Here is an 18,303-nt window from a genome sequence, read left to right on the forward strand (position 1 = left end):
ATGTGTACAGTTTTCTACATTATCCATCTAGGAGGAGTTTACATGTACAAAAAAATCGCTGTTTGTATGACTATGGCAGCATTATTATGCGGGATATCCACCTTCCCTACATCCGCTGCCACACCAAAAGAAGTAACAATGCATCACCATAAACCAATTCCAGAAGAAGAAGTGCAATCGCTAGAAAAACTCGGCTATAACAAACATGAAATTTGGAAAGCTGCTCATATTGCAAGAATTAGTAATAAAGAAATAAAAGATGTTTTAGCTTACTATAAGCAAAATAAATCTTGGGAGAAAACAGCCGAGCATTTCGGTGTAGATCCAAGTAAGCTGAAAAAGCATCATATGAATAAAGAAACAAAGCAAGCACTGCTACAACAGTTAGCAACTATGCAAAAATCCACACCTGATCAGCTAAAGCAAAAAATGAAAGAATATAACATCAAATTGCGTCATCTTACTGTGTTAACAATCATCTCTCAAAAAAGCAATACCCCTCTTGATGATGTATTAAAAATGAAAAAAGATGGAATGGACATTAAACAAATTGCCGAAAAATTAAATGTAAAAAGAGAAGATATACGAGCGGAAATGATGAAATTAGTGAAGTCTATTAAAGAACAAAAAACAAATTAAAATGCTAAAAAGGAAGAGGCTTTCACTACTCTTCCTTTTCTTTATGAACTTTCAATTTTTAAGTATAAATTCCCGTCTTTCCCAAAAACTAACACAAGTAAATGATGTAAGTTAGGGGTGAGAAAATGTTCGGTTTATCATCTAAGAAATCAAAAAAGACTAATACAAAAACACTTTGTTCTATCCCAGAATTTATACAAACCATGAAAGAATCAAGCGATTTTGTCTCTTATAACATACTTAAAGATGAAACGTTGTGCTTGTTTTATTATAAATCTGTCGTGGAAGCACTTATTATTAAACAATTCATTTTAACTCCTATAAAAAAGGAATCGGAACAAATCCAAAACATCTCTGATTTATGTAATATTATCTCTATTGAAGACATTATTACCTCCCCTTCTATTGATGATATTCGTGAAAAACTATTAGGTGGATATATTTTAATACGCTTAAAAAACAATTCGAATCCTGATCAATATGCTTTAATTCGTGCCGAAAGTACTGTTTTAGGAAAACGATTATATAACGATACAGAAAATGAGTATAGCGTAATCGGGCCTAAAATCGGTTTCGTTGAAAACCTTGATACAAATATCCACTTATTACGCCGAAATATCGTAACGGAGCAACTCATTTTTAAAGAAGTTACCGTCGGATCTATATCAAAAACGAAAGTAGCAGTTGCTTATATAGAAGGAATTACAAATGAACAATTTGTCAACACCGCAATTCAACGGCTAGAAGACATTGACTTTGATGTCCCATTTGATTCAACTATGATTGAGCAATTTATTAGTGATAATAGCAATTCACCTTTTCCTGTTCTATTACCTACAGAACGATTAGATCGAGCTGTATTTGCATTAATTAACGGGGAAGTTTTAATTTTAACAGATGGCTCTCCATATGCTTTATCAGGACCAACAACGTTACTGGATTTTTTCATTTCACCAGAAGATTATTATTTACCGTGGATGATTGGATCGTTCTTTCGTATTATTCGTTTTTTCGGAGCTATATTTTCTCTTTTTTCCTCCGCTATTTATACAGCGGCTTTAACATATCATTATCAAATGATTCCTGCCGATTTACTAGGTCCTATTATTTTCTCGAGAGCTAACGTACCTTTCCCTCCTATTCTAGAAGCACTCTTTTTAGAAATTACAATTGAATTGCTTCGTGAAGCTGGAGCGCGTTTACCGACAAAAGTCGGACAAACGATTGGGATTGTTGGGGGAATTGTAATTGGCCAAGCATCCGTGGAGGCAGCTTTGACAAGTACAATTTTATTAATTGCAGTTGCTTTATCCGCCCTTGCATCTTTCACAACACCGACTGTAAAGATGTCTTCTACTATCCGGTTGTTACGCTTTCCGCTTATTCTCTTAGCCGGTGCATTCGGAGGATTAGGCCTCGCTGTCGGATTTGTATTTATTTTAGCTCATTTAATTAAATTAAAATCGCTTGGATCACCTTATTTGTTACCTTTATATCCATTTCGTGGTTTAGGTACAGCAGAAGGTTTTCTTCGATTACCATTTAGTCAAACGGCACAAAGACCTTCTTTTCTTAGACCAAAATCAAAATGGCGCTACAATCCAAACAAATCGAAGCAAAAACGTGATGGTGAGAATGAATGAAAAAAATTTTATTGCACCTTATCATTATCTTCTTCGTTTTACAAACTGGCTGTACACAAACGTATATAGTGGATGCACAGCGTATTATTCATATTGCTGGATTTGACATCACAAAAAACAAAAAATTCCAAGGAACTATTCTATTCCCAGAGTACACACATGGTGTAAAGTCTAAACCAGAGACGCAAACAACATCTGCCCGTTCACTTGAAACAATTGCTTCACGATTAAATGCGAAATCTCCTCACAATGTTGTTGTAGGTCAAATGCGTGTCGTCCTATTTGGAAAGGCTCTAGGGGAACGCGGAATGGGAGAGATTATTACTAACTTACAACGTGACCCAAATATCGGGCGTGATGTACAACTAGCAATTGTAGATGGATCGGCTGAAGAGCTTTTAAATTACGGGAAAAAAAATGGGTCTTTATATATTGCTGATTTACTCGAGCAAAATATAAGAAATGAGAACATTCCACAAACTGAATTAAACATTTTTTTATATAATTATTACTCTTCTGTATGTGATGCCTATGTTCCTTATATTAAAATGGACGATAATCATTCTGTCGCTGTCAAAGGACTTGCCTTTTTAAAAGGCGATAAAGTCGTCATGTATACGGATAAAAGACATTCTGTTTTAGCAAAATTACTTATTAATCCTACGAAAAATGGACGTTACGAAGCAGCAATAAAAAAGGATAAACATAAAGGTATGGTTGTGATACAAAACTTAGCTGGGAAAAACAAATATGATATAGATCAAACTGGCGACATACCAAAAGTAAAAATCCATTTAAAATTAAATGGATTAATTAAAAACTCTCCTAATTGGATTGATTTAAGAAAAGAAACAAATATCAACTATATAAAAAAACAAATTGAACGAAATGTCGAAAAAGACTGTGAAGATTTAATAAAACAATTTCAAGAAAAGGAAATTGATCCGTTAGGAATACGAGATGAAATTAGAAGCCATACGAGAAAATGGAATATAAAACAAATTCGAAATATGTATAAAAATGTAGCGGTAGATATAAATTTAGATCTTAATATTGTACAATCTGGAATCGGAGAATAGTGAGGTGAAATAAGCAATGAATACAATGAATAAAACAAAGACAGTATCTCCATATTTTGCATTTATTTTATTGCATTCTCTCCAGATTGGTATAGGAATTCTCGGATATCAACGTGTAATTTTGAAAAATGCAGGTTATGATGCTTGGATTTCTCTTATTATTGCAGGTATTGCAACTCATATTGTACTGTTTTGTATGTTAAAAATGCTTGAAAAAGACGGAGATTTAATTAGTATTCATACAACAACCTTTGGAAAATGGGTTGGCTCTATATTTTCTGTAATTTTCACTCTTTATTGCTTATTATTTTGCCTTACTGTTCTTCGTACATATATGGAAGTGATACAAGTTTGGATTTTCCCTACCATTAAGTTATGGAAACTTACGCTTATGTTTTTATTAGTCACTTACTACATTATAAAAGGTGGCTTCCGTTCTGTGACAGGGATATGTTTTTGGGGTATTGTTCTTCCTATGTTCGTTGTATTTTTTTTAGTCTATCCGATGAAGTATGCACATTTTCGTAATATTTTACCTATTTTTACACATTCACCTTTTGACATGCTTATATCTGCAAAACACTCTGCATTGGAATTTCTAGGGTTTGAAACAATTCTTATCTTTTATCCCTTTATTGAAAAAGGAAAATCTTTAAAAAGATGGGCCCATGCTGGAATTGCTTTTAGCACCTTAATTTATGTAGTTTTAGCTATCGTATCTTTTATGTATTACAGCGAGGGACAATTAAACCGTACTATTTGGCCTACTTTAACGATGTTAAAAATAATTAAAGTTCCTTTTATTCAGCGCTTTGAATATATTATTATTTTCGTTTGGTTTTTAATTATTTTACCAAACCTTTGCTTAACCATTTGGTCATCATGTCAAACGATGAAGCGTTCCTTTCATATTTCATTTAAATTTACATTACCGTTTTTTATTTTCATCATATTTTCAGCTTCTCTACTTTTCACAAACCGTGAAAGTATCAACACATTAAATACCGTACTATCTCAAGCGGGTTTATATATTGTATACGCTTATATCCCAATTTTATTTCTATTCCATTCGCTAAGATGGCGCTTCAAAAATCAGTCAAAAAAATCTTCAACCGATACACCGTAATCTCTGATACAATTTGATTAATACATTTGTAAAGGGGGACAAGCGAATGAAAAAGTATGTATTTTCTTTACTTGCAGTACTAAGCTTAATTCTTGCTGGATGCGGAAGTACTGGTACAAATGACCAAAAATCTTCTGAATCAAAACAAGAAGAACATGACCACGCATCGCACACTCAGCAAGCTGACATTCAAGAGAAAACAAAAGGAGTCGACACACTTCCAACCTTCCTAGATAAGCTTGATCCACAAATGAAAGATATCTACACCGTCGCTGGACAAAATGCAGAGCTATTAGATTGGATTCCATGCTATTGTGGTTGCGGTGAAAGTGTAGGACATAAAAATAATAAAAACTGCTTTATTCGTGAAATTAAAAAGAATGGTGAAGTTGTTTGGGACTCCCATGCAACGACTTGCGTCAATTGCCTAGAAATTGCAGTTGAATCTGCTTCCATGAAACAAAAAGGAAAATCAACGCTTCAAATTCGTAACTATATCGATAATAAATACAAAGAAGGCTATGGCAAACCAACACCTACGCCAATGCCAAAAGCTTAAAAAACGAGGGAATTCCTCGTTTTTTCTTTTCATTCTCATTTTTTCTTAACAAATTCTTTCAAGTGTATTTCTCCTTACTTATCACACACTATATATAACTCTCGGTAAGGAGGGTACACAGTGCAAACATATAACGACTATGATAAAGCTCTCTATTACACGTATTGCTGTAATTGGGATAAATTACTCGTTCTCATGGTTCAAACGAACGATCAATTATTTTCTAAGCGTATTGAGCATTTTTTACACGCTTATCAATACAGCAAGGAACTGCCAGAAGTTGATAAACAATTGCAGCTCCTATTTCAATATATTGACCACGCATCCCAAAAGTCGCATGTAGAAGAAGTAGAACAAATTCAAATGTAAACTATAGCGCTATTCTCTTCCGGAGAATGGCGCTTTTTTTAAATTTTTATATCAATAAAAGTTTCTCCTCATAAAACTTTTATTGATAAACATATTTTTTCTTTCTTTTCCATACCACTTCATACTATAATTTAGTATGTAACTATTATAAGAGAGGTATAAAATATGGGACGAGAAAAAAAGCAAGAATATGCTTTACTTACCGCATGGGGAGCTTCTTTTATCGCTACACTGGGAAGTCTTTATTTTTCCGAAATCATGAAATTTGAGCCTTGTGTACTTTGTTGGTATCAACGTATTTTTATGTATCCATTCGTTTTATGGCTCGGTATCGCTGTAGCAAAAAAAGATTATCGCATCGCAAGTTATTCTTTACCAATTGCAAGTATTGGTGCTTGTATTTCTTTATATCACTATGCAATTCAAAAAGTCCCAGCGTTTTCAGCTGCTGGAGCAGCTTGCGGTCGTGTACCCTGCACCGGAGAATTTATAAACTGGTTTGGTTTTATTACAATCCCGTTTTTAGCACTTATCGGCTTTATTACAATCGCTGTTTGTAGCTTTATTGTCATCAAAAACAAATAAGGAGATGAAAGAATGAAAAAAATGCTTATATTTGGTGGTATTATTATCGCCTTGTTCGTAGCAATTTTCGCTGTCACACAAATGGAAGAAAAAAATGCTACTAGCCAAAAGATTGATAATCCTACTGAAAGTAAGACAAACGGTCCTGACTACTACACAAATAAAATCTCTCTTTCAGATCTTCAAAAGAACTTAAAAGAGAAAAAAGAAGAAACAGTATACTTTTATCAAACATCTTGCGTTCATTGCCAAAAATTATCTCCTGTCCTAGTGCCAATGGCTAAAGACTTAAACGTTGATATGAAAGTTATGGATATTGAAAAATTAGATGCTCCTTGGGATGAATATAAAATTCAAGGAACACCAACAATCATTCATTTTAAAGATGGCAAAGAAGTGAGCCGTATTAGCGGTGAACAGCCGAAAGATAAATTAAAAGAATGGCTTGAGCAAACGAAAAAGTAACTAGAAAAGGAAACTCCTTCTACACATGAAATGGGTGTAAAATCCCACACTAATGTATAAGGAGGGGGTTTTATGCCAGAAGTAAGATGTTCTGTTTCCAACTGTTCTTTTTGGGGACAAGGTAACTTTTGTCAAGCAAGTGCGATCATCGTTCAGCCTGATGCAGATGAAACTGGTCAAACTGAAAATGATTCATATACAGCTGCTGTTTTAACAAACGAGACGCTAGAAAGTCCTGTAGCAACGAGTGTAGAAACTTGTTGTCATACATTTAAGCCTAAATATTAAACAAAAAAAGCATGCGATTAATCGTATGCTTTTTACATTCCCCTCCAAAAATCATGCATAATAAAAAAGTACAAAATAACGAGAACGGCCGTCCCGCATAAGGTAATGCGCCGATATATACTCTTCTCTCCTTCCCTCGCTTTCACAAACGCCCAAATAAATCCGAAGAACAATATTAAATCAACATATGGAACATAAAAAGAAAAGACGAGAAACGCATATAAATACACGATAAATAAACAGGTCGTTACTAAAAAAACTTTAAACGCAAATTCACTTTTCATAATATAACCGCCCCCTATCTGTACTGTATTATATTCAGCAAAATATAATAGTTGCAGTTAAACTCCAAGTATAAATAAGCTACCGTCTATAAAACGGTAGCCATTACGGAACATTGTATTTCCGTTTATATATATTACTTAAAATTGAAGAAGGAATTTGCTCGTAACGAATTTTCTCTCCTGTTTCATCTATAATATACAAATTGTTTCCTATATAATATATTCCATCTTTTCGTTTTGAGTACACTGGATATCTTTCATTTGGCAATACCGTTTTCACTTTTGTTAACTGTCCATTTGGTTCTTGCCAATATATATCCGCGCGGTCTACTAGCGTAAGTACTCCAATTTGTTCTTCTTCTATTTTCCGACTATTCCAGCTCACAACGCGATAACCAAGCTTATTCGCTTCATATTCGGGGCTCGTATGAAAACGAGAAATGATTACTTTTGTTTGTAATTGTACTCTGTCATATAACCATTGTATATCCCTGTCATGCATGCGAATACAACCATTTGATTCCCTACTTCCAATCGTCCATTCCCGATTTGTCCCGTGAATCGCATATTCATTCTTATCTAGTCCAAGCCACCTCGTACCGAGAGGATTATTCGGTGCACCCCCAGGTATTTTTTTTCGATGGTATTCTTTATTTTTAAATTTAGTTATAATACAAAAGTTACCTTCAGGCGTAGGTGTACGATCTCTTCCAGTCGTTACTGGAAATGTTTTTGTATAATTTCCATTCTCAAAAAAAGACAACTGATTTGTCGTAAGATTCACTAATATTAAATGATCTGTATTAGCAAAAGCACTAACCGGTAGGATGAAAAATAATAGTATGACGAAACATAACTTTTTCAGCTATATCCCCCCTAGCGCTCACTATAATAAGTGGAATTAACATTACTTTGCTCTTATAAATGAAAACTATCCATTTACAATAACGCCCCCATTTACATGTATCATTTGTCCAGTAACATAAGAAGAATCACCAGACGCTAAATATACGTATGCCGGCGCTAACTCATATGGTTGACCAGGCCTTTGCATTGGGACATTGCTCCCAAACTGAGAGACTTTCTTCTCATCAAAGCTCGATGGAATAAGCGGTGTCCAAATCGGTCCTGGTGCAACACCATTTACCCGAATCCCTTTTTGCACTAACGATTGAGAAAGTGATCTTGTAAAAGCTACGATTGCTCCTTTCGTCGCGGAATAATCAATTAACGTTTCATTTCCTTCATATGCAACGATAGATGCCGTATTTATAATGACATCCCCTTTCTTCAAATGAGAAAGGGCTGCTTTCGCAACGTGAAAATAAGAAAAAATATTAATACGAAAAGTCTTTTCTAGCTGTTCTGCTGTAATATACTCTAGTCCTTGCTGCGGATATTGCTGCGCGACATTATTTACTAAAACCTGTAAACTACCTAGCTGCTGGACGGTCTCTTGAACAACATCTTTACAATGCTGTTCATCACTTAAATCACCCGGCAACAATACACACTTTACACCTTCTTTCTCAACATATTGCTTCGTCTCATTAGCATCTTCTTCCTCATCTAAATAAGCAATCGCAACATTTGCTCCTTCTTTTGCAAAAGCGATGGAAACTGCTCGTCCAATTCCGCTATCTCCCCCTGTAATTAATACATTCTTTCCTTTTAACTTTTCGCTACCTTTATAATTGGGATCTTCAAACTGTGGTAGAGGATTCATTAATGATTCAATACCAGGCTGCTTATTTTGATGTTGCGCAGGCATTGTTATAAAGTTTTTTTGCTGTGGCATAGCTGCTTTCAACTCCTTTTCCTTAGCATGTGCACAATAAAAAGCTGAAATTCACACATCGGTTTACGATTAATATTCGAATTTAAGACACAAAATATGAATTGTTATAAACTTTTTATGCAAAACTATTGCAAAATAGATAAAAAACGAATATTATATATAACTGTTGTGAAAATTATTCGTAAACAGAAAGGATGTTTATATGTTTAACCTTTCAAAACATAAAACTTCTATTAAAACTGAAATTATGGCAGGTATTATTACCTTCTTAACAATGGCATATATCATTGTCGTAAACCCTGTTATCCTTGGAGATGCAGGTGTTCCATTTGAACAAGCATTTACAGCAACAATTATTGCTGCTGTTGTCGGAACATTATTTATGGCAATCTTTACAAACTTACCAATCGCAATCGCGCCAGGTATGGGATTAAATGCTTACTTCTCTTACTCTGTTGTAAAAGCGCATGAAGGCATGACTTTCGCAATTGCATTCTCTGCTGTATTCGTAGCAGGTATGATTTTAATTTTGCTATCATTTACATCTTTCCGTACAAAATTAATGGAAGCAATTCCTGAAAACTTAAAACATGCAATTACTGCTGGTATCGGGTTATTTATCGCCTTTATCGGTTTACGATTAACTGGTATCGTTACAAAAAATGATGCAAACTTAGTTGGACTTGGTGATCTTCACTCTGCTCCAGTTCTACTAGCATTAGCTGGACTTGGAATTACTATTATCCTTATGTCTTTAAATGTAAATGGCGCACTATTTATCGGTATGCTATTAACTGGTATTATCGCTTTCTTCACAGGACAATTAACATTCTCAAACGGTGTTACATCAATGCCTGGATTACCAGAAGGAATTATCGTTTCAAATCCAATTACTGCTGTATCTGACGTAATTAACTACGGATTATACGGCGTTGTATTTTCATTCTTCCTTGTTACATTATTTGATACAACAGGTACATTACTTGGGGTAGCTCAACAAGGTGGATTTATGAAAGACGGAAAACTCCCAAAAGCTGGACGAGCTCTTCTATCTGACTCATTCTCAGCAACTATTGGTTCTATGTTCGGAACGACACCATCAACAGCTTACATTGAATCATCTGCTGGTGTTGCAGCTGGTGGTCGTACTGGTTTAACAACTGTTACAGTAGCTGTTCTATTCGCACTAGCAGCATTCTTCGGACCATTAGTAAGTGCTGTCTCTGGTGTATCAGCTATTACTGCTCCATCATTAATTATCGTTGGTAGTCTTATGATGGGTTCAGTTCGCCACATCGATTGGGACGCATTTGATGAAGCATTCCCAGCATTTTTAGTAATCTTAAGCATGCCTCTTACATCAAGTATCGCAACAGGTATCGCACTTGGATTTATTTCATATCCACTTATGAAAGTGGCAAAAGGTAAATTCCGTGCTGTTCACCCACTTGTATATGTATTTGGAATTTTGTTTGCTTATCAATTGATATTCTTACCACATTAAAAAAGTAGAGCATCGAAATCCGATGCTCTACTTTTCTTTTACAACAATCATTCAAACTATAAAGGCACCTCCAAAATATGAAGAAGGTTATAACCTTTTAATACTTCTCTTCTACCTTTAATTCTTTACTATACTTTTGAATGAAAACTGATGAAATAACCATTACTATGCCCACACTAAAACCAATAAGTTGATCTATTAACATTTCATCATGAATAAACCAGCGAAGTAAAAATACGCTACCAAAAATAAACATCATAATAAACCCAGTATGCCTAAGTCCTTTATAGACATTTTCCATATGTATCACCTCTTCACATAATATTATCCATATTACACCATACAACCATCGAGTAACCGTATCGTCCTCTGACAATATGCAGCTACCTTTTGATCATGTGTAACAACTAGCACTGTTTTTCCTTCTTTATTAATCTCTTGTAAAATACTCATAATTTTCTCCCCATTTTCTTGATCAAGAGCACCAGTCGGTTCATCAGCAAGTATAATTTTTGTATCTTGTGCTAAAGCCCTTGCTATTGCTGTTCTTTGCTGTTCTCCTCCTGATAACTCGTAAGGATATTTGTTAATATGCCTCTCAAGCCCTACCATTTTCAGCATTTCTTTTGATATTTGCATACGTTTCTTATGAGAAATTCTTCTATATATAAGCGGAAGCATTACATTTTCAACAACTGTATAATCATCTAATAGCGAAAAGTTCTGAAACACAAATCCAACTTCCGTGTTTCTATACTTATGATAATTTGACTTGAATGTACTCGTATCCATTCCATCTAAAAAATACTTTCCAGTAGAGGGGCTATCAATTAAGCCAATAATGTTAAGCAAGGTTGATTTCCCAGAACCAGATGGTCCCATAATGGCTATCATTTCGCCTTTTTCTATTGTAAGATTAATATCTTGTAAAGCACTAAAATTACTCTTTCCGTATCCCTTAGCCACATTTGCGAGCTGAATCATCTATAACACCTCTTTCATATATGTATTTTTTATTTTTAGTACATTGAAATAAATGATTGCATATATAACGAGGATCATTACAATTGATAAAGCACCTATAACAACCAATGATTCTATAGAGACTTTTAACGTTCCAAAGAAAGATACTATACTATTTTCTAGCCCTTTCTGAATTTCAATTACTCCGCTATTCTCCCATTGAAAATACATTATGCCTATACATATCGCTAAAACGAATAGCAACATATACTCAATAATAAATGGAAGACATATTTGAAAAGTGCTTGCACCTAACGCTGACCTAATAGAAATATTTTTACGCTCCATATAAAGTGCTGCCATTGATGTTAATACAATAGATAGAAATGAAAAAAAAAAGATTGTACCGCTTAATAATAAGGGGTATGACATATTATCAATACCTTGTTTTTCGTTTTCTAACAATTTATTCGGATTTGTAACATAATACGAATAACCCTTACCTTCTGTTACCTTTAATACTTTCTTTTGAAGTTCATTTATATTTATCTTCTCATTTGTTTCTATAATTAACCCATTGTATAAAAGTTCTACACTATAGAACTCTATTTCTTCTGTTCCAATTGGTAAAATCGCCATGTCATCTAATAATGTAATACGATTATCCGATATTTCACCACTTCGAGGATATGTAAATGGTGAATTTTTTTCTAAAAAACCAATTACTTTTAGCTTCATTTTTCCAGATGGTATAACATCACCAATAGATACCTTTTCTATATAATTAGCCCCTAATATAACAGGTCTAATATCAAATACTGATTTATGAAATTCCGATTCCTCAAAATATCTTCCTTGTGAAATTCGTATACGAAAGTACTTATTAATATCTTTATCAACAATAAGAGTCTTTATCGTTCCATTTTCTTTTTTTAAACTAAGTGAATAGTTACGGAACAGATAATTAGTTTTATTTGTTATTGGTATCATATTAGATAACCCTTGCATGAAATGTTGATAATCATTTTTCGCTTTTTCTTCGCTAAACAAGGTTATATCTTGCGTCGCATAAAGTTCATAGAAATTTTTATGAGTCGATAAATTATTTGCTACCGTCATCATTTTTCGATATCCCGAAAGATTACTAACAAATTCTATTGCTGAAGAAAATGCAATAATTAAAGAAATTACTATAATCAAACTTGGTAACAACCGTTTTTTCACAGACCGTATAGAATCAAATATAAAAAACATGACGACCTCCTACGTTCTTAAATGTTTTCCGGGATATATATTTATAATGTGCTTGATTGGAATTACAGTAACAAAAATTGTAAGAAAAATTATAAAAATAACATTGCATATCAATACATATAGTGTTAACGGTTTTACTAAGTATGTCTGAAAATAAGTATGAATTGTTCCCGAAAATATTTCTAACGTAATAAAAACTAAGAACATCGCTGCTAGAGAAATAAACAAAATTTGAATATATAGTTCGCAGTAGATAGATATATTAGAAGCACCTACTGCTTTTTTTAATGAAATCTCTCTTTCTTTTTTATAAATCCAAAATAAAACCGCAGAAATGCCAGAAACAATTGCAACAAGAATAAATTTATAATAATACTTATTTGCTGGAACTATATGTGTCACATGTAGTTCCTGAAGATCTCGTTCATTCAGTATTTGAACATCTCCCGAAAGCACTTCTTTACTCCTACCCATAAACTTTTTTATTTCGTTATGAATAGATGATGTAGGATTAACAACTGTTAATTGTAATTGTTTACTCGCGATAATACCTTTTTTAGATATAGTAGGTAAGTTTTGAAGTGGAACGTATATGCCTGCTACACCGACGTCACTGTCTTTTCTTGATATAGTTCCTATTTTTTTATATGTATCATCAAATTCATATAACTCCTCTACATTCGTTTGATCGCCAACAACCATATCGTTTACATTTTCACGATGAAAATATTGTCCTTCAGAAATATATGGCTTCCAATAATAATCATCTTTTAAATTCACAGCTATGATCTTTGTTGCCCCTGAACTATTTAATGCTTTTAAATGCTCTACATAAATATCACTTTTAACAAAAGTATCTTGTATGAAAGGAATTATCTCTTCCAATTCAGTTGCATTCGCTATCGGAACAGTTAAAACTTGGTTCTTCTCTGGAAAACCGATTTGAAAAGCAGATATAAAGTTTCGTTTAGACTCTGTTAAAAGTGCGGCTATTGATATAGAAAGAAAAGAAATAAAAAATGACATAAGGAGAATTAAGAAAAACAGTTTATTGCTTTTTATATTTTTAAAAGCTAGGTACATGTCTGTGCTCCTTTTAAATAAGAAGGAGATGATGAACATCCCCTTCTCCTTATCTAAATATTTATAAAGACAACTGTTTAATGCTTTTTACCACTGCAATCGTAAGTTACCATTACTATCAAAAGTACCTTTGTGTGTATCTTCTTGATAGTCATTATTCTCATTTGCATAATGCTCCGAGTATAGTCCTTTTGCACCAAAGGCGTTATATGCACCATTACTCACAGTTGCGTTTAATGCTCTTCCAGATTCATGGGATCCTAATTTGTCTGAAGCGCTTTCAATATATGAATTATTTCCATTTGATTTAATAAAAGAAATTGCTACTGAACAACGAGATGCATTTTGATTCGTAGTAGTTTGAGCTCTGTAAGATAGTAGGTTACCGCTTTTGTGACCGCTTAGAGTTGGATAGAATGCACTTGTTGGATGTTGCTAATAATACTAAAGTCGTAATTGAAAAAACTTTTCCTTTCATTAACAATCACCTCATAAATTTAATAGTTTAGTAGCGCTACATCATCATAATATCCTTCAAATAAATTCTCCTCAACAAGAAACCCCGGTGTTTTACAAACTCTTTAAACACTTAAACATTCATACATTTTTAAAAAGTAACGGATAAGCAAGCAATACAAAAAAGGCTGCAGAGAATTTCTTCTCCGCAGCCTAATACTTATTTTTGCAAGAACGCCTTTAAATCTGCAAACTGTCTCTTTGCATCTTCATAGCCTTGCTCGTATAAATTTTGTAGTTTTGCTGTATCTTTTTCCATACGATCTACTTGAAGCGGCACTTCTGGGCGAATAACAAATAAATTACCAGCTTGCTCTTCTTTTTCAATATAGTGAAGTGTTTCATTATACACTTCATAACGATTGAGCATCGTGTTAACAAGATTCGGATATTTTTTATAAGCTTTCGCAGCAACCCACCCAAATCTTGATTTTTTCTTTGCGTAACCGTGATTTCTTGTTAAAATTACGACTGATTTTTTAAATCCATCTTCCTGTGCTTTACGAACTGGAATCGGATCTGAAATCCCACCATCTAATAATTGCTTACCACGGTAATTTACTACCGGTGCAATGAAAGGCAATGAACTAGACGCTTGTAATAAATTTAGCGCATCATCATTCGTTCCTTCTTTTTCAAAATAAACAGATTGCCCAGTTTCACAATCCGTCGTTCCTACAAGGAAACGTTCTGGGCTATTAAAGTATGTTTCAAAATCAAACGGAACATGCTTTTCTGGGATTTCATGAAAAATGAAATCCATATCAAATAGTTGACGTTTTCTCCATAAGTTTTTATACGATAAATATTTCGGATGTGATGCATAATCAATATTGACCGTTTTATTTCTATTTCTTTGTCTGGAAAGATACGACGCTGCATGACAAGCACCAGCTGATACACCGATTACATATGGAAAATATAAATCTTGTTCCATAAAGTATTCTAATATCCCGCCCGTGTACACACCACGCATACCGCCGCCTTCTAATACTAACCCCGTATTTTCAAGCATGTTACTCTCTCCTCTATATATATTGACTCTTTAATTATTCACCATGTTAAGTATCTTTTTCTATTATATATGAGTTCTTTCAGAAATTATATTTAAAAGACTTGAGAAAAAGGAGTTTTTTCTTCCAATTATATTTCCAAATGATCGGAGACATCCTTTATAAACCTTTGGATAAAGTCTTGCTCTTCTTTCCTATATCCATCTAAAAGTAACAACCACTTTTCTTCAGCTTGCTTATGCAATTTTTCATGAGCTTTATATATTTCATTCCCACTTTCCGTTAAGCGGAAGAAGATTTCTTTTTGATTATCTAACATTTGCATCTTCTCAACGAATTGCTTTTGAAACAACTTTGTACAAATTTTAGAGATTGCTCCCTTCGTCATGCCCATTTCTGTCGTAATTGCCGTTACATTCATCAAACCATTTTTTCCGATACATTCGATTACATGTAACTCAGATAAAGACATACTACTTACGCCTGTCTCACGAAGAAACTTCTCATTTTGTCGTTTTAAATATTCTTCTTTTTTATGCAAAAGTGTACGAATGTCCGAAAGTATTTCCATTTGCTTCGTTGCATGCTTCAATCCGTTCGCCTCCTAAGTTTCCGAAGAAACAATTTAACTATATACCATTTTAAAATTTTTTTTTCATCTTTACAAGTGAGAAAATCATGTTAAAATAAATTTAGTTTCCTAGGAAACTAAATTACAAGGGGGTTAACAAGATGAAAAAATCTAAACTAAATTTCATTTTATATGTTATCTGTATTAGTGCCTTATTCGGTTCCTTCGCTCAAAATATTTACACACCTATCTTACCGATGATTCAAAATTCTTTTCATACTTCTCTTTATCTTGTAAATGTAACAGTTTCACTTTTTACATTCGTTCTTGCGATTATGCAGCTCATATATGGCCCTTTAATTGATACAAAAGGGAGAAAATCTGTCCTTATTCCTAGTTTAATTATTAGTACGATTGCTTCAATCGGATGTGCTTTTTCGGCAAACATTTATTTATTTCTCTTTTTTAGAGCTGTTCAAGCTATAGGAATAGCGGCTATACCTGTAGTTTCAGCAACGATTATCGGCGATTTATTTGAAGGAAAAGAACGCGGAGAAGCGATGAGCCTATACCAAATGTTACTTGCCCTCGCACCTGCAATGGCTCCTCTCATAGGTGGTTATCTTGGCAGTATAAATGGTCACTTATCTGTATTTCTCTTTTTATCTACACTTGGCATTATCTTATTAATGATAAACATTTCACTACTTCCAGAAACAAAGCCAAATGTAATTAAGCGGTCTAAAGCACAAAAGAATTACTCTCTTATCTTAAAAAATAAAACTGGATTTTCTATTACTCTTATTGGCTTCATTCAATTTTGTATTTACTTTTGCTTTCTCGTTTTTTTACCGAGTATTTTAACAAATTCATTTCATTTAGCTGCAAATGAAATTGGTCTTATGTTTGTGCCAATGTCTCTTTCTATCATGCTAGGAAGTTTTTGCTACAAGTTTTTGCAAAAACGCCTCACAACAAAGCCAACTTTATTTATTACGAGTTTCTTCAATATTATATGTGTCTTTTTATTCTCTTTCACATATAACATCAATATCCCATTCATCATTATCGTTACATCTTTGTACGGTTGTAGTATGGGACTTTCTATGCCAACTCACACTACTTTATTAACAGAAGAATTCGTGCAAGAACGTGCAACAGCTATCGGTATGTACAACTTCATCCGCTATCTTGGTATGGGTACAGGGCCACTTATAGGTGGATTTCTTTTATTTAACCAAAATTACTTTTGGATTTTCTTCCTAGGCGCAATTATGTTTTTACTTGTAATCTTATATGCAATGAAAATGCTAAGTTTTCATGCTGTACAAAAATTAAAATAGAGCCCCAAAATGTCGGCTCTATTTTACCCTCTTTGATCCGCAACAATATGAATATCAATATACTTTGTTTGTCTCATAATTTCATTTACAATAGAGCCTTTTCGTATTTCTTCCCACCTTGTTCTTGCAGATTGTCCAAGTAAAATTTGCGTCACTTGTAATCTTCTTGCGACTTCAATAATAACATCCGCTGGTTTTCTCCCTTTCGCCTCTTCTAATACAAAACTCGCATCAAATTGATTGGTTAACGATTTCCACTCTTCAATCGTCTGCTTTTTTCCAGCTGAAATAGAATCTATATTTTCCCTCTCAACGTTTAATACGTACAATTCAGCATTTAATCGATCAGCCATGCGCCATCCCCGTCTTATTAATTTCTCCGCTGTTGAACTGTATTGTACACAAACGAGAATTTTTTCTTTTACGCCAATTGGTTCTATTACTGTTTGGCTAATTTTCTCGTCCATATCATCGGCAACTTCTCGAAGTGATAATTCCCTAAGTGCTCCTAAATTATTAAGTGTAAAGAAGTTTTGTAAGCTTTGCTGAATTTTTTCTTCTTTATATATCTTTCCGTCTATTAGTCTCTTCCTTAATACCTCAGGCGTTGCATCAACGAGCTGAATTTCATTTGCTTTTTGTAAAATAAAATCTGGAATTCGTTCTCTTACTTTTACATTCGTAATTTGAGCTACAATATCATGAACACTTTCTAAATGTTGAATATTAAAAGCTGATAATACCGATATACCAGCCTCTAACAATTCCTGCACATCCATATAACGTTTCTTATGTTTAGAACCAGGAACATTACTATGAGCAAGTTCATCCACTACGACTACTTGCGGCGCGCGTTTTTTTATTCCTTCCACATCAAGCTCATAAAATACCTTTCCTTTATACTGTATTTCTTTCAAAGGAACTTTTTCTAAATTAGCAATTGCTTCTTCCGTCTCTTTTCTTCCATGCGTTTCAATTAAACCAATTACAATATCAATTCCATCTTTTTTCATTTCCCTTGCATCAAAGAGCATTTTATAACTTTTTCCTACGCCTGGAGCTGCTCCTACATATAGCTTTAACTTTCCCCGATTTTGCTGACGAATATATTCTAAATATTCCTCTGGCGTTCGCCTTTGAAACTTCGGTTCATAATCATCTGCATACAAAATAAACACTACCTTTCATTCGAAACAACGCTACCTCAATCCTTTAGATTGA

At 33.7% G+C, this 18,303-nt stretch carries 21 protein-coding genes and 1 pseudogene; 11 read left to right on the forward strand and 11 right to left on the reverse strand.

Annotated elements, in window-relative coordinates:
• Positions 1-42: 42 nt before the first annotated feature.
• From ES895_RS21050 to ES895_RS21090, 9 genes are all read left to right on the forward strand, one after another.
• Positions 43-639, forward strand: coding sequence for a hypothetical protein (locus ES895_RS21050; RefSeq protein WP_000276968.1), 597 nt, complete (start codon positions 43-45; stop codon positions 637-639).
• A gap of 125 nt (positions 640-764) precedes the next feature.
• On the forward strand, positions 765-2,282 hold the full coding sequence (locus tag ES895_RS21055) for a spore germination protein (protein WP_000467489.1): 1,518 nt from the start codon (positions 765-767) through the stop codon (positions 2,280-2,282).
• A complete protein-coding gene (locus ES895_RS21060) occupies positions 2,279-3,361 on the forward strand; it encodes a Ger(x)C family spore germination protein (RefSeq protein ID WP_000722248.1) in 1,083 nt (360 codons plus the stop codon). The genes ES895_RS21055 and ES895_RS21060 overlap by 4 nt, the downstream gene beginning before the upstream one ends.
• 16 nt (positions 3,362-3,377) lie before the next feature.
• Positions 3,378-4,487 (forward strand): GerAB/ArcD/ProY family transporter, encoded by a 1,110-nt coding sequence (locus ES895_RS21065; protein ID WP_001095041.1) that lies wholly within the window; start codon positions 3,378-3,380, stop codon positions 4,485-4,487.
• A gap of 46 nt (positions 4,488-4,533) precedes the next feature.
• Complete coding sequence (locus ES895_RS21070; protein WP_065704848.1) at positions 4,534-5,046, forward strand: PCYCGC domain-containing protein; 513 nt, start codon at positions 4,534-4,536, stop codon at positions 5,044-5,046.
• Between the two features lie 120 nt (positions 5,047-5,166).
• Entirely contained in the window at positions 5,167-5,415 is a 249-nt protein-coding gene (locus tag ES895_RS21075; protein WP_001195459.1) for a YhdB family protein, read from the forward strand.
• Positions 5,416-5,580: 165 nt separating this feature from the next.
• Positions 5,581-6,000, forward strand: a complete 420-nt coding sequence (locus ES895_RS21080) for a disulfide formation protein C (protein ID WP_000532264.1) — start codon at positions 5,581-5,583, stop codon at positions 5,998-6,000.
• 12 nt (positions 6,001-6,012) lie between these two features.
• Positions 6,013-6,465 (forward strand): thioredoxin family protein, encoded by a 453-nt coding sequence (locus tag ES895_RS21085; protein ID WP_000738450.1) that lies wholly within the window; start codon positions 6,013-6,015, stop codon positions 6,463-6,465.
• A gap of 72 nt (positions 6,466-6,537) precedes the next feature.
• Complete coding sequence (locus ES895_RS21090; protein WP_001115480.1) at positions 6,538-6,753, forward strand: DUF1540 domain-containing protein; 216 nt, start codon at positions 6,538-6,540, stop codon at positions 6,751-6,753.
• A gap of 32 nt (positions 6,754-6,785) precedes the next feature.
• Here the strand turns inward: ES895_RS21090 and ES895_RS21095 are convergent, their stop codons facing one another.
• The 3 genes from ES895_RS21095 to ES895_RS21105 all read right to left on the reverse strand — a co-directional run bounded on the left by ES895_RS21095 (position 6,786) and on the right by ES895_RS21105 (position 8,835).
• The gene (locus ES895_RS21095) at positions 6,786-7,037 is read right to left on the reverse strand and encodes a hypothetical protein (protein WP_000834195.1); all 252 of its coding nucleotides are present in this window, start codon (positions 7,035-7,037) and stop codon (positions 6,786-6,788) included.
• 103 nt (positions 7,038-7,140) lie between these two features.
• Positions 7,141-7,902 (reverse strand): L,D-transpeptidase, encoded by a 762-nt coding sequence (locus tag ES895_RS21100; RefSeq protein WP_025118307.1) that lies wholly within the window; start codon positions 7,900-7,902, stop codon positions 7,141-7,143.
• Positions 7,903-7,968: 66 nt separating this feature from the next.
• Entirely contained in the window at positions 7,969-8,835 is an 867-nt protein-coding gene (locus tag ES895_RS21105; protein ID WP_001136259.1) for an SDR family oxidoreductase, read from the reverse strand.
• A gap of 202 nt (positions 8,836-9,037) precedes the next feature.
• On the opposite strand from ES895_RS21105, the gene ES895_RS21110 reads away from it, so the two are divergent.
• Positions 9,038-10,339 (forward strand): NCS2 family permease, encoded by a 1,302-nt coding sequence (locus tag ES895_RS21110; protein ID WP_000482710.1) that lies wholly within the window; start codon positions 9,038-9,040, stop codon positions 10,337-10,339.
• A 97-nt stretch (positions 10,340-10,436) separates the two neighbouring features.
• Here ES895_RS21110 and ES895_RS21115 read toward each other — a convergent pair whose 3' ends face one another.
• From ES895_RS21115 to ES895_RS21145, 7 genes and pseudogenes are all read right to left on the reverse strand, one after another.
• Positions 10,437-10,640 carry a hypothetical protein gene (locus ES895_RS21115; RefSeq protein ID WP_000432806.1) on the reverse strand — a complete coding sequence of 68 codons (204 nt, stop codon included), beginning with the start codon at positions 10,638-10,640 and terminating at the stop codon, positions 10,437-10,439.
• Between the two features lie 32 nt (positions 10,641-10,672).
• Positions 10,673-11,323, reverse strand: a complete 651-nt coding sequence (locus ES895_RS21120; protein ID WP_000615295.1) for an ABC transporter ATP-binding protein — start codon at positions 11,321-11,323, stop codon at positions 10,673-10,675.
• On the reverse strand, positions 11,324-12,556 hold the full coding sequence (locus ES895_RS21125; RefSeq protein ID WP_065704850.1) for an ABC transporter permease: 1,233 nt from the start codon (positions 12,554-12,556) through the stop codon (positions 11,324-11,326).
• Positions 12,557-12,565: 9 nt separating this feature from the next.
• Positions 12,566-13,639, reverse strand: coding sequence for an ABC transporter permease (locus tag ES895_RS21130; RefSeq protein ID WP_065704852.1), 1,074 nt, complete (start codon positions 13,637-13,639; stop codon positions 12,566-12,568).
• An 87-nt stretch (positions 13,640-13,726) separates the two neighbouring features.
• Positions 13,727-14,117, reverse strand: a pseudogene (locus ES895_RS21135) (hypothetical protein).
• A 198-nt stretch (positions 14,118-14,315) separates the two neighbouring features.
• Positions 14,316-15,170 (reverse strand): patatin-like phospholipase family protein, encoded by an 855-nt coding sequence (locus ES895_RS21140; RefSeq protein WP_000892680.1) that lies wholly within the window; start codon positions 15,168-15,170, stop codon positions 14,316-14,318.
• Between the two features lie 128 nt (positions 15,171-15,298).
• Positions 15,299-15,760 (reverse strand): MarR family transcriptional regulator, encoded by a 462-nt coding sequence (locus tag ES895_RS21145; RefSeq protein ID WP_065704854.1) that lies wholly within the window; start codon positions 15,758-15,760, stop codon positions 15,299-15,301.
• A 140-nt stretch (positions 15,761-15,900) separates the two neighbouring features.
• On the opposite strand from ES895_RS21145, the gene ES895_RS21150 reads away from it, so the two are divergent.
• Complete coding sequence (locus ES895_RS21150) at positions 15,901-17,082, forward strand: MFS transporter (protein WP_065704856.1); 1,182 nt, start codon at positions 15,901-15,903, stop codon at positions 17,080-17,082.
• A 23-nt stretch (positions 17,083-17,105) separates the two neighbouring features.
• Here ES895_RS21150 and kdpDN read toward each other — a convergent pair whose 3' ends face one another.
• Positions 17,106-18,260: a KdpD-like non-kinase potassium sensor gene (gene kdpDN, locus ES895_RS21155; protein ID WP_003283246.1), complete on the reverse strand. Its 1,155-nt coding sequence runs from the start codon at positions 18,258-18,260 to the stop codon at positions 17,106-17,108.
• Positions 18,261-18,303 lie beyond the last annotated feature (43 nt).

The organism is Bacillus sp. 007/AIA-02/001 (assembly GCF_004634455.1).
GTDB lineage: Bacteria > Bacillota > Bacilli > Bacillales > Bacillaceae_G > Bacillus_A > Bacillus_A cereus.

What these genes read in the sequence shown, in the direction of transcription:
- ES895_RS21050 (WP_000276968.1), top strand. Translation starts at nt 43, where the DNA reads ATGTACAAAAAAATCGCTGTTTGTATGACTATGGCAGCATTATTATGC.
- ES895_RS21055 (WP_000467489.1), top strand. Translation starts at nt 765, where the DNA reads ATGTTCGGTTTATCATCTAAGAAATCAAAAAAGACTAATACAAAAACA.
- ES895_RS21060 (WP_000722248.1), top strand. Translation starts at nt 2,279, where the DNA reads ATGAAAAAAATTTTATTGCACCTTATCATTATCTTCTTCGTTTTACAA.
- ES895_RS21065 (WP_001095041.1), top strand. Translation starts at nt 3,378, where the DNA reads ATGAATACAATGAATAAAACAAAGACAGTATCTCCATATTTTGCATTT.
- ES895_RS21070 (WP_065704848.1), top strand. Translation starts at nt 4,534, where the DNA reads ATGAAAAAGTATGTATTTTCTTTACTTGCAGTACTAAGCTTAATTCTT.
- ES895_RS21080 (WP_000532264.1), top strand. Translation starts at nt 5,581, where the DNA reads ATGGGACGAGAAAAAAAGCAAGAATATGCTTTACTTACCGCATGGGGA.
- ES895_RS21085 (WP_000738450.1), top strand. Translation starts at nt 6,013, where the DNA reads ATGAAAAAAATGCTTATATTTGGTGGTATTATTATCGCCTTGTTCGTA.
- ES895_RS21090 (WP_001115480.1), top strand. Translation starts at nt 6,538, where the DNA reads ATGCCAGAAGTAAGATGTTCTGTTTCCAACTGTTCTTTTTGGGGACAA.
- ES895_RS21095 (WP_000834195.1), bottom strand. Translation starts at nt 7,037, where the DNA reads ATGAAAAGTGAATTTGCGTTTAAAGTTTTTTTAGTAACGACCTGTTTA.
- ES895_RS21105 (WP_001136259.1), bottom strand. Translation starts at nt 8,835, where the DNA reads ATGCCACAGCAAAAAAACTTTATAACAATGCCTGCGCAACATCAAAAT.
- ES895_RS21110 (WP_000482710.1), top strand. Translation starts at nt 9,038, where the DNA reads ATGTTTAACCTTTCAAAACATAAAACTTCTATTAAAACTGAAATTATG.
- ES895_RS21115 (WP_000432806.1), bottom strand. Translation starts at nt 10,640, where the DNA reads ATGGAAAATGTCTATAAAGGACTTAGGCATACTGGGTTTATTATGATG.
- ES895_RS21120 (WP_000615295.1), bottom strand. Translation starts at nt 11,323, where the DNA reads ATGATTCAGCTCGCAAATGTGGCTAAGGGATACGGAAAGAGTAATTTT.
- ES895_RS21125 (WP_065704850.1), bottom strand. Translation starts at nt 12,556, where the DNA reads ATGTTTTTTATATTTGATTCTATACGGTCTGTGAAAAAACGGTTGTTA.
- ES895_RS21130 (WP_065704852.1), bottom strand. Translation starts at nt 13,639, where the DNA reads ATGTACCTAGCTTTTAAAAATATAAAAAGCAATAAACTGTTTTTCTTA.
- ES895_RS21140 (WP_000892680.1), bottom strand. Translation starts at nt 15,170, where the DNA reads ATGCTTGAAAATACGGGGTTAGTATTAGAAGGCGGCGGTATGCGTGGT.
- ES895_RS21150 (WP_065704856.1), top strand. Translation starts at nt 15,901, where the DNA reads ATGAAAAAATCTAAACTAAATTTCATTTTATATGTTATCTGTATTAGT.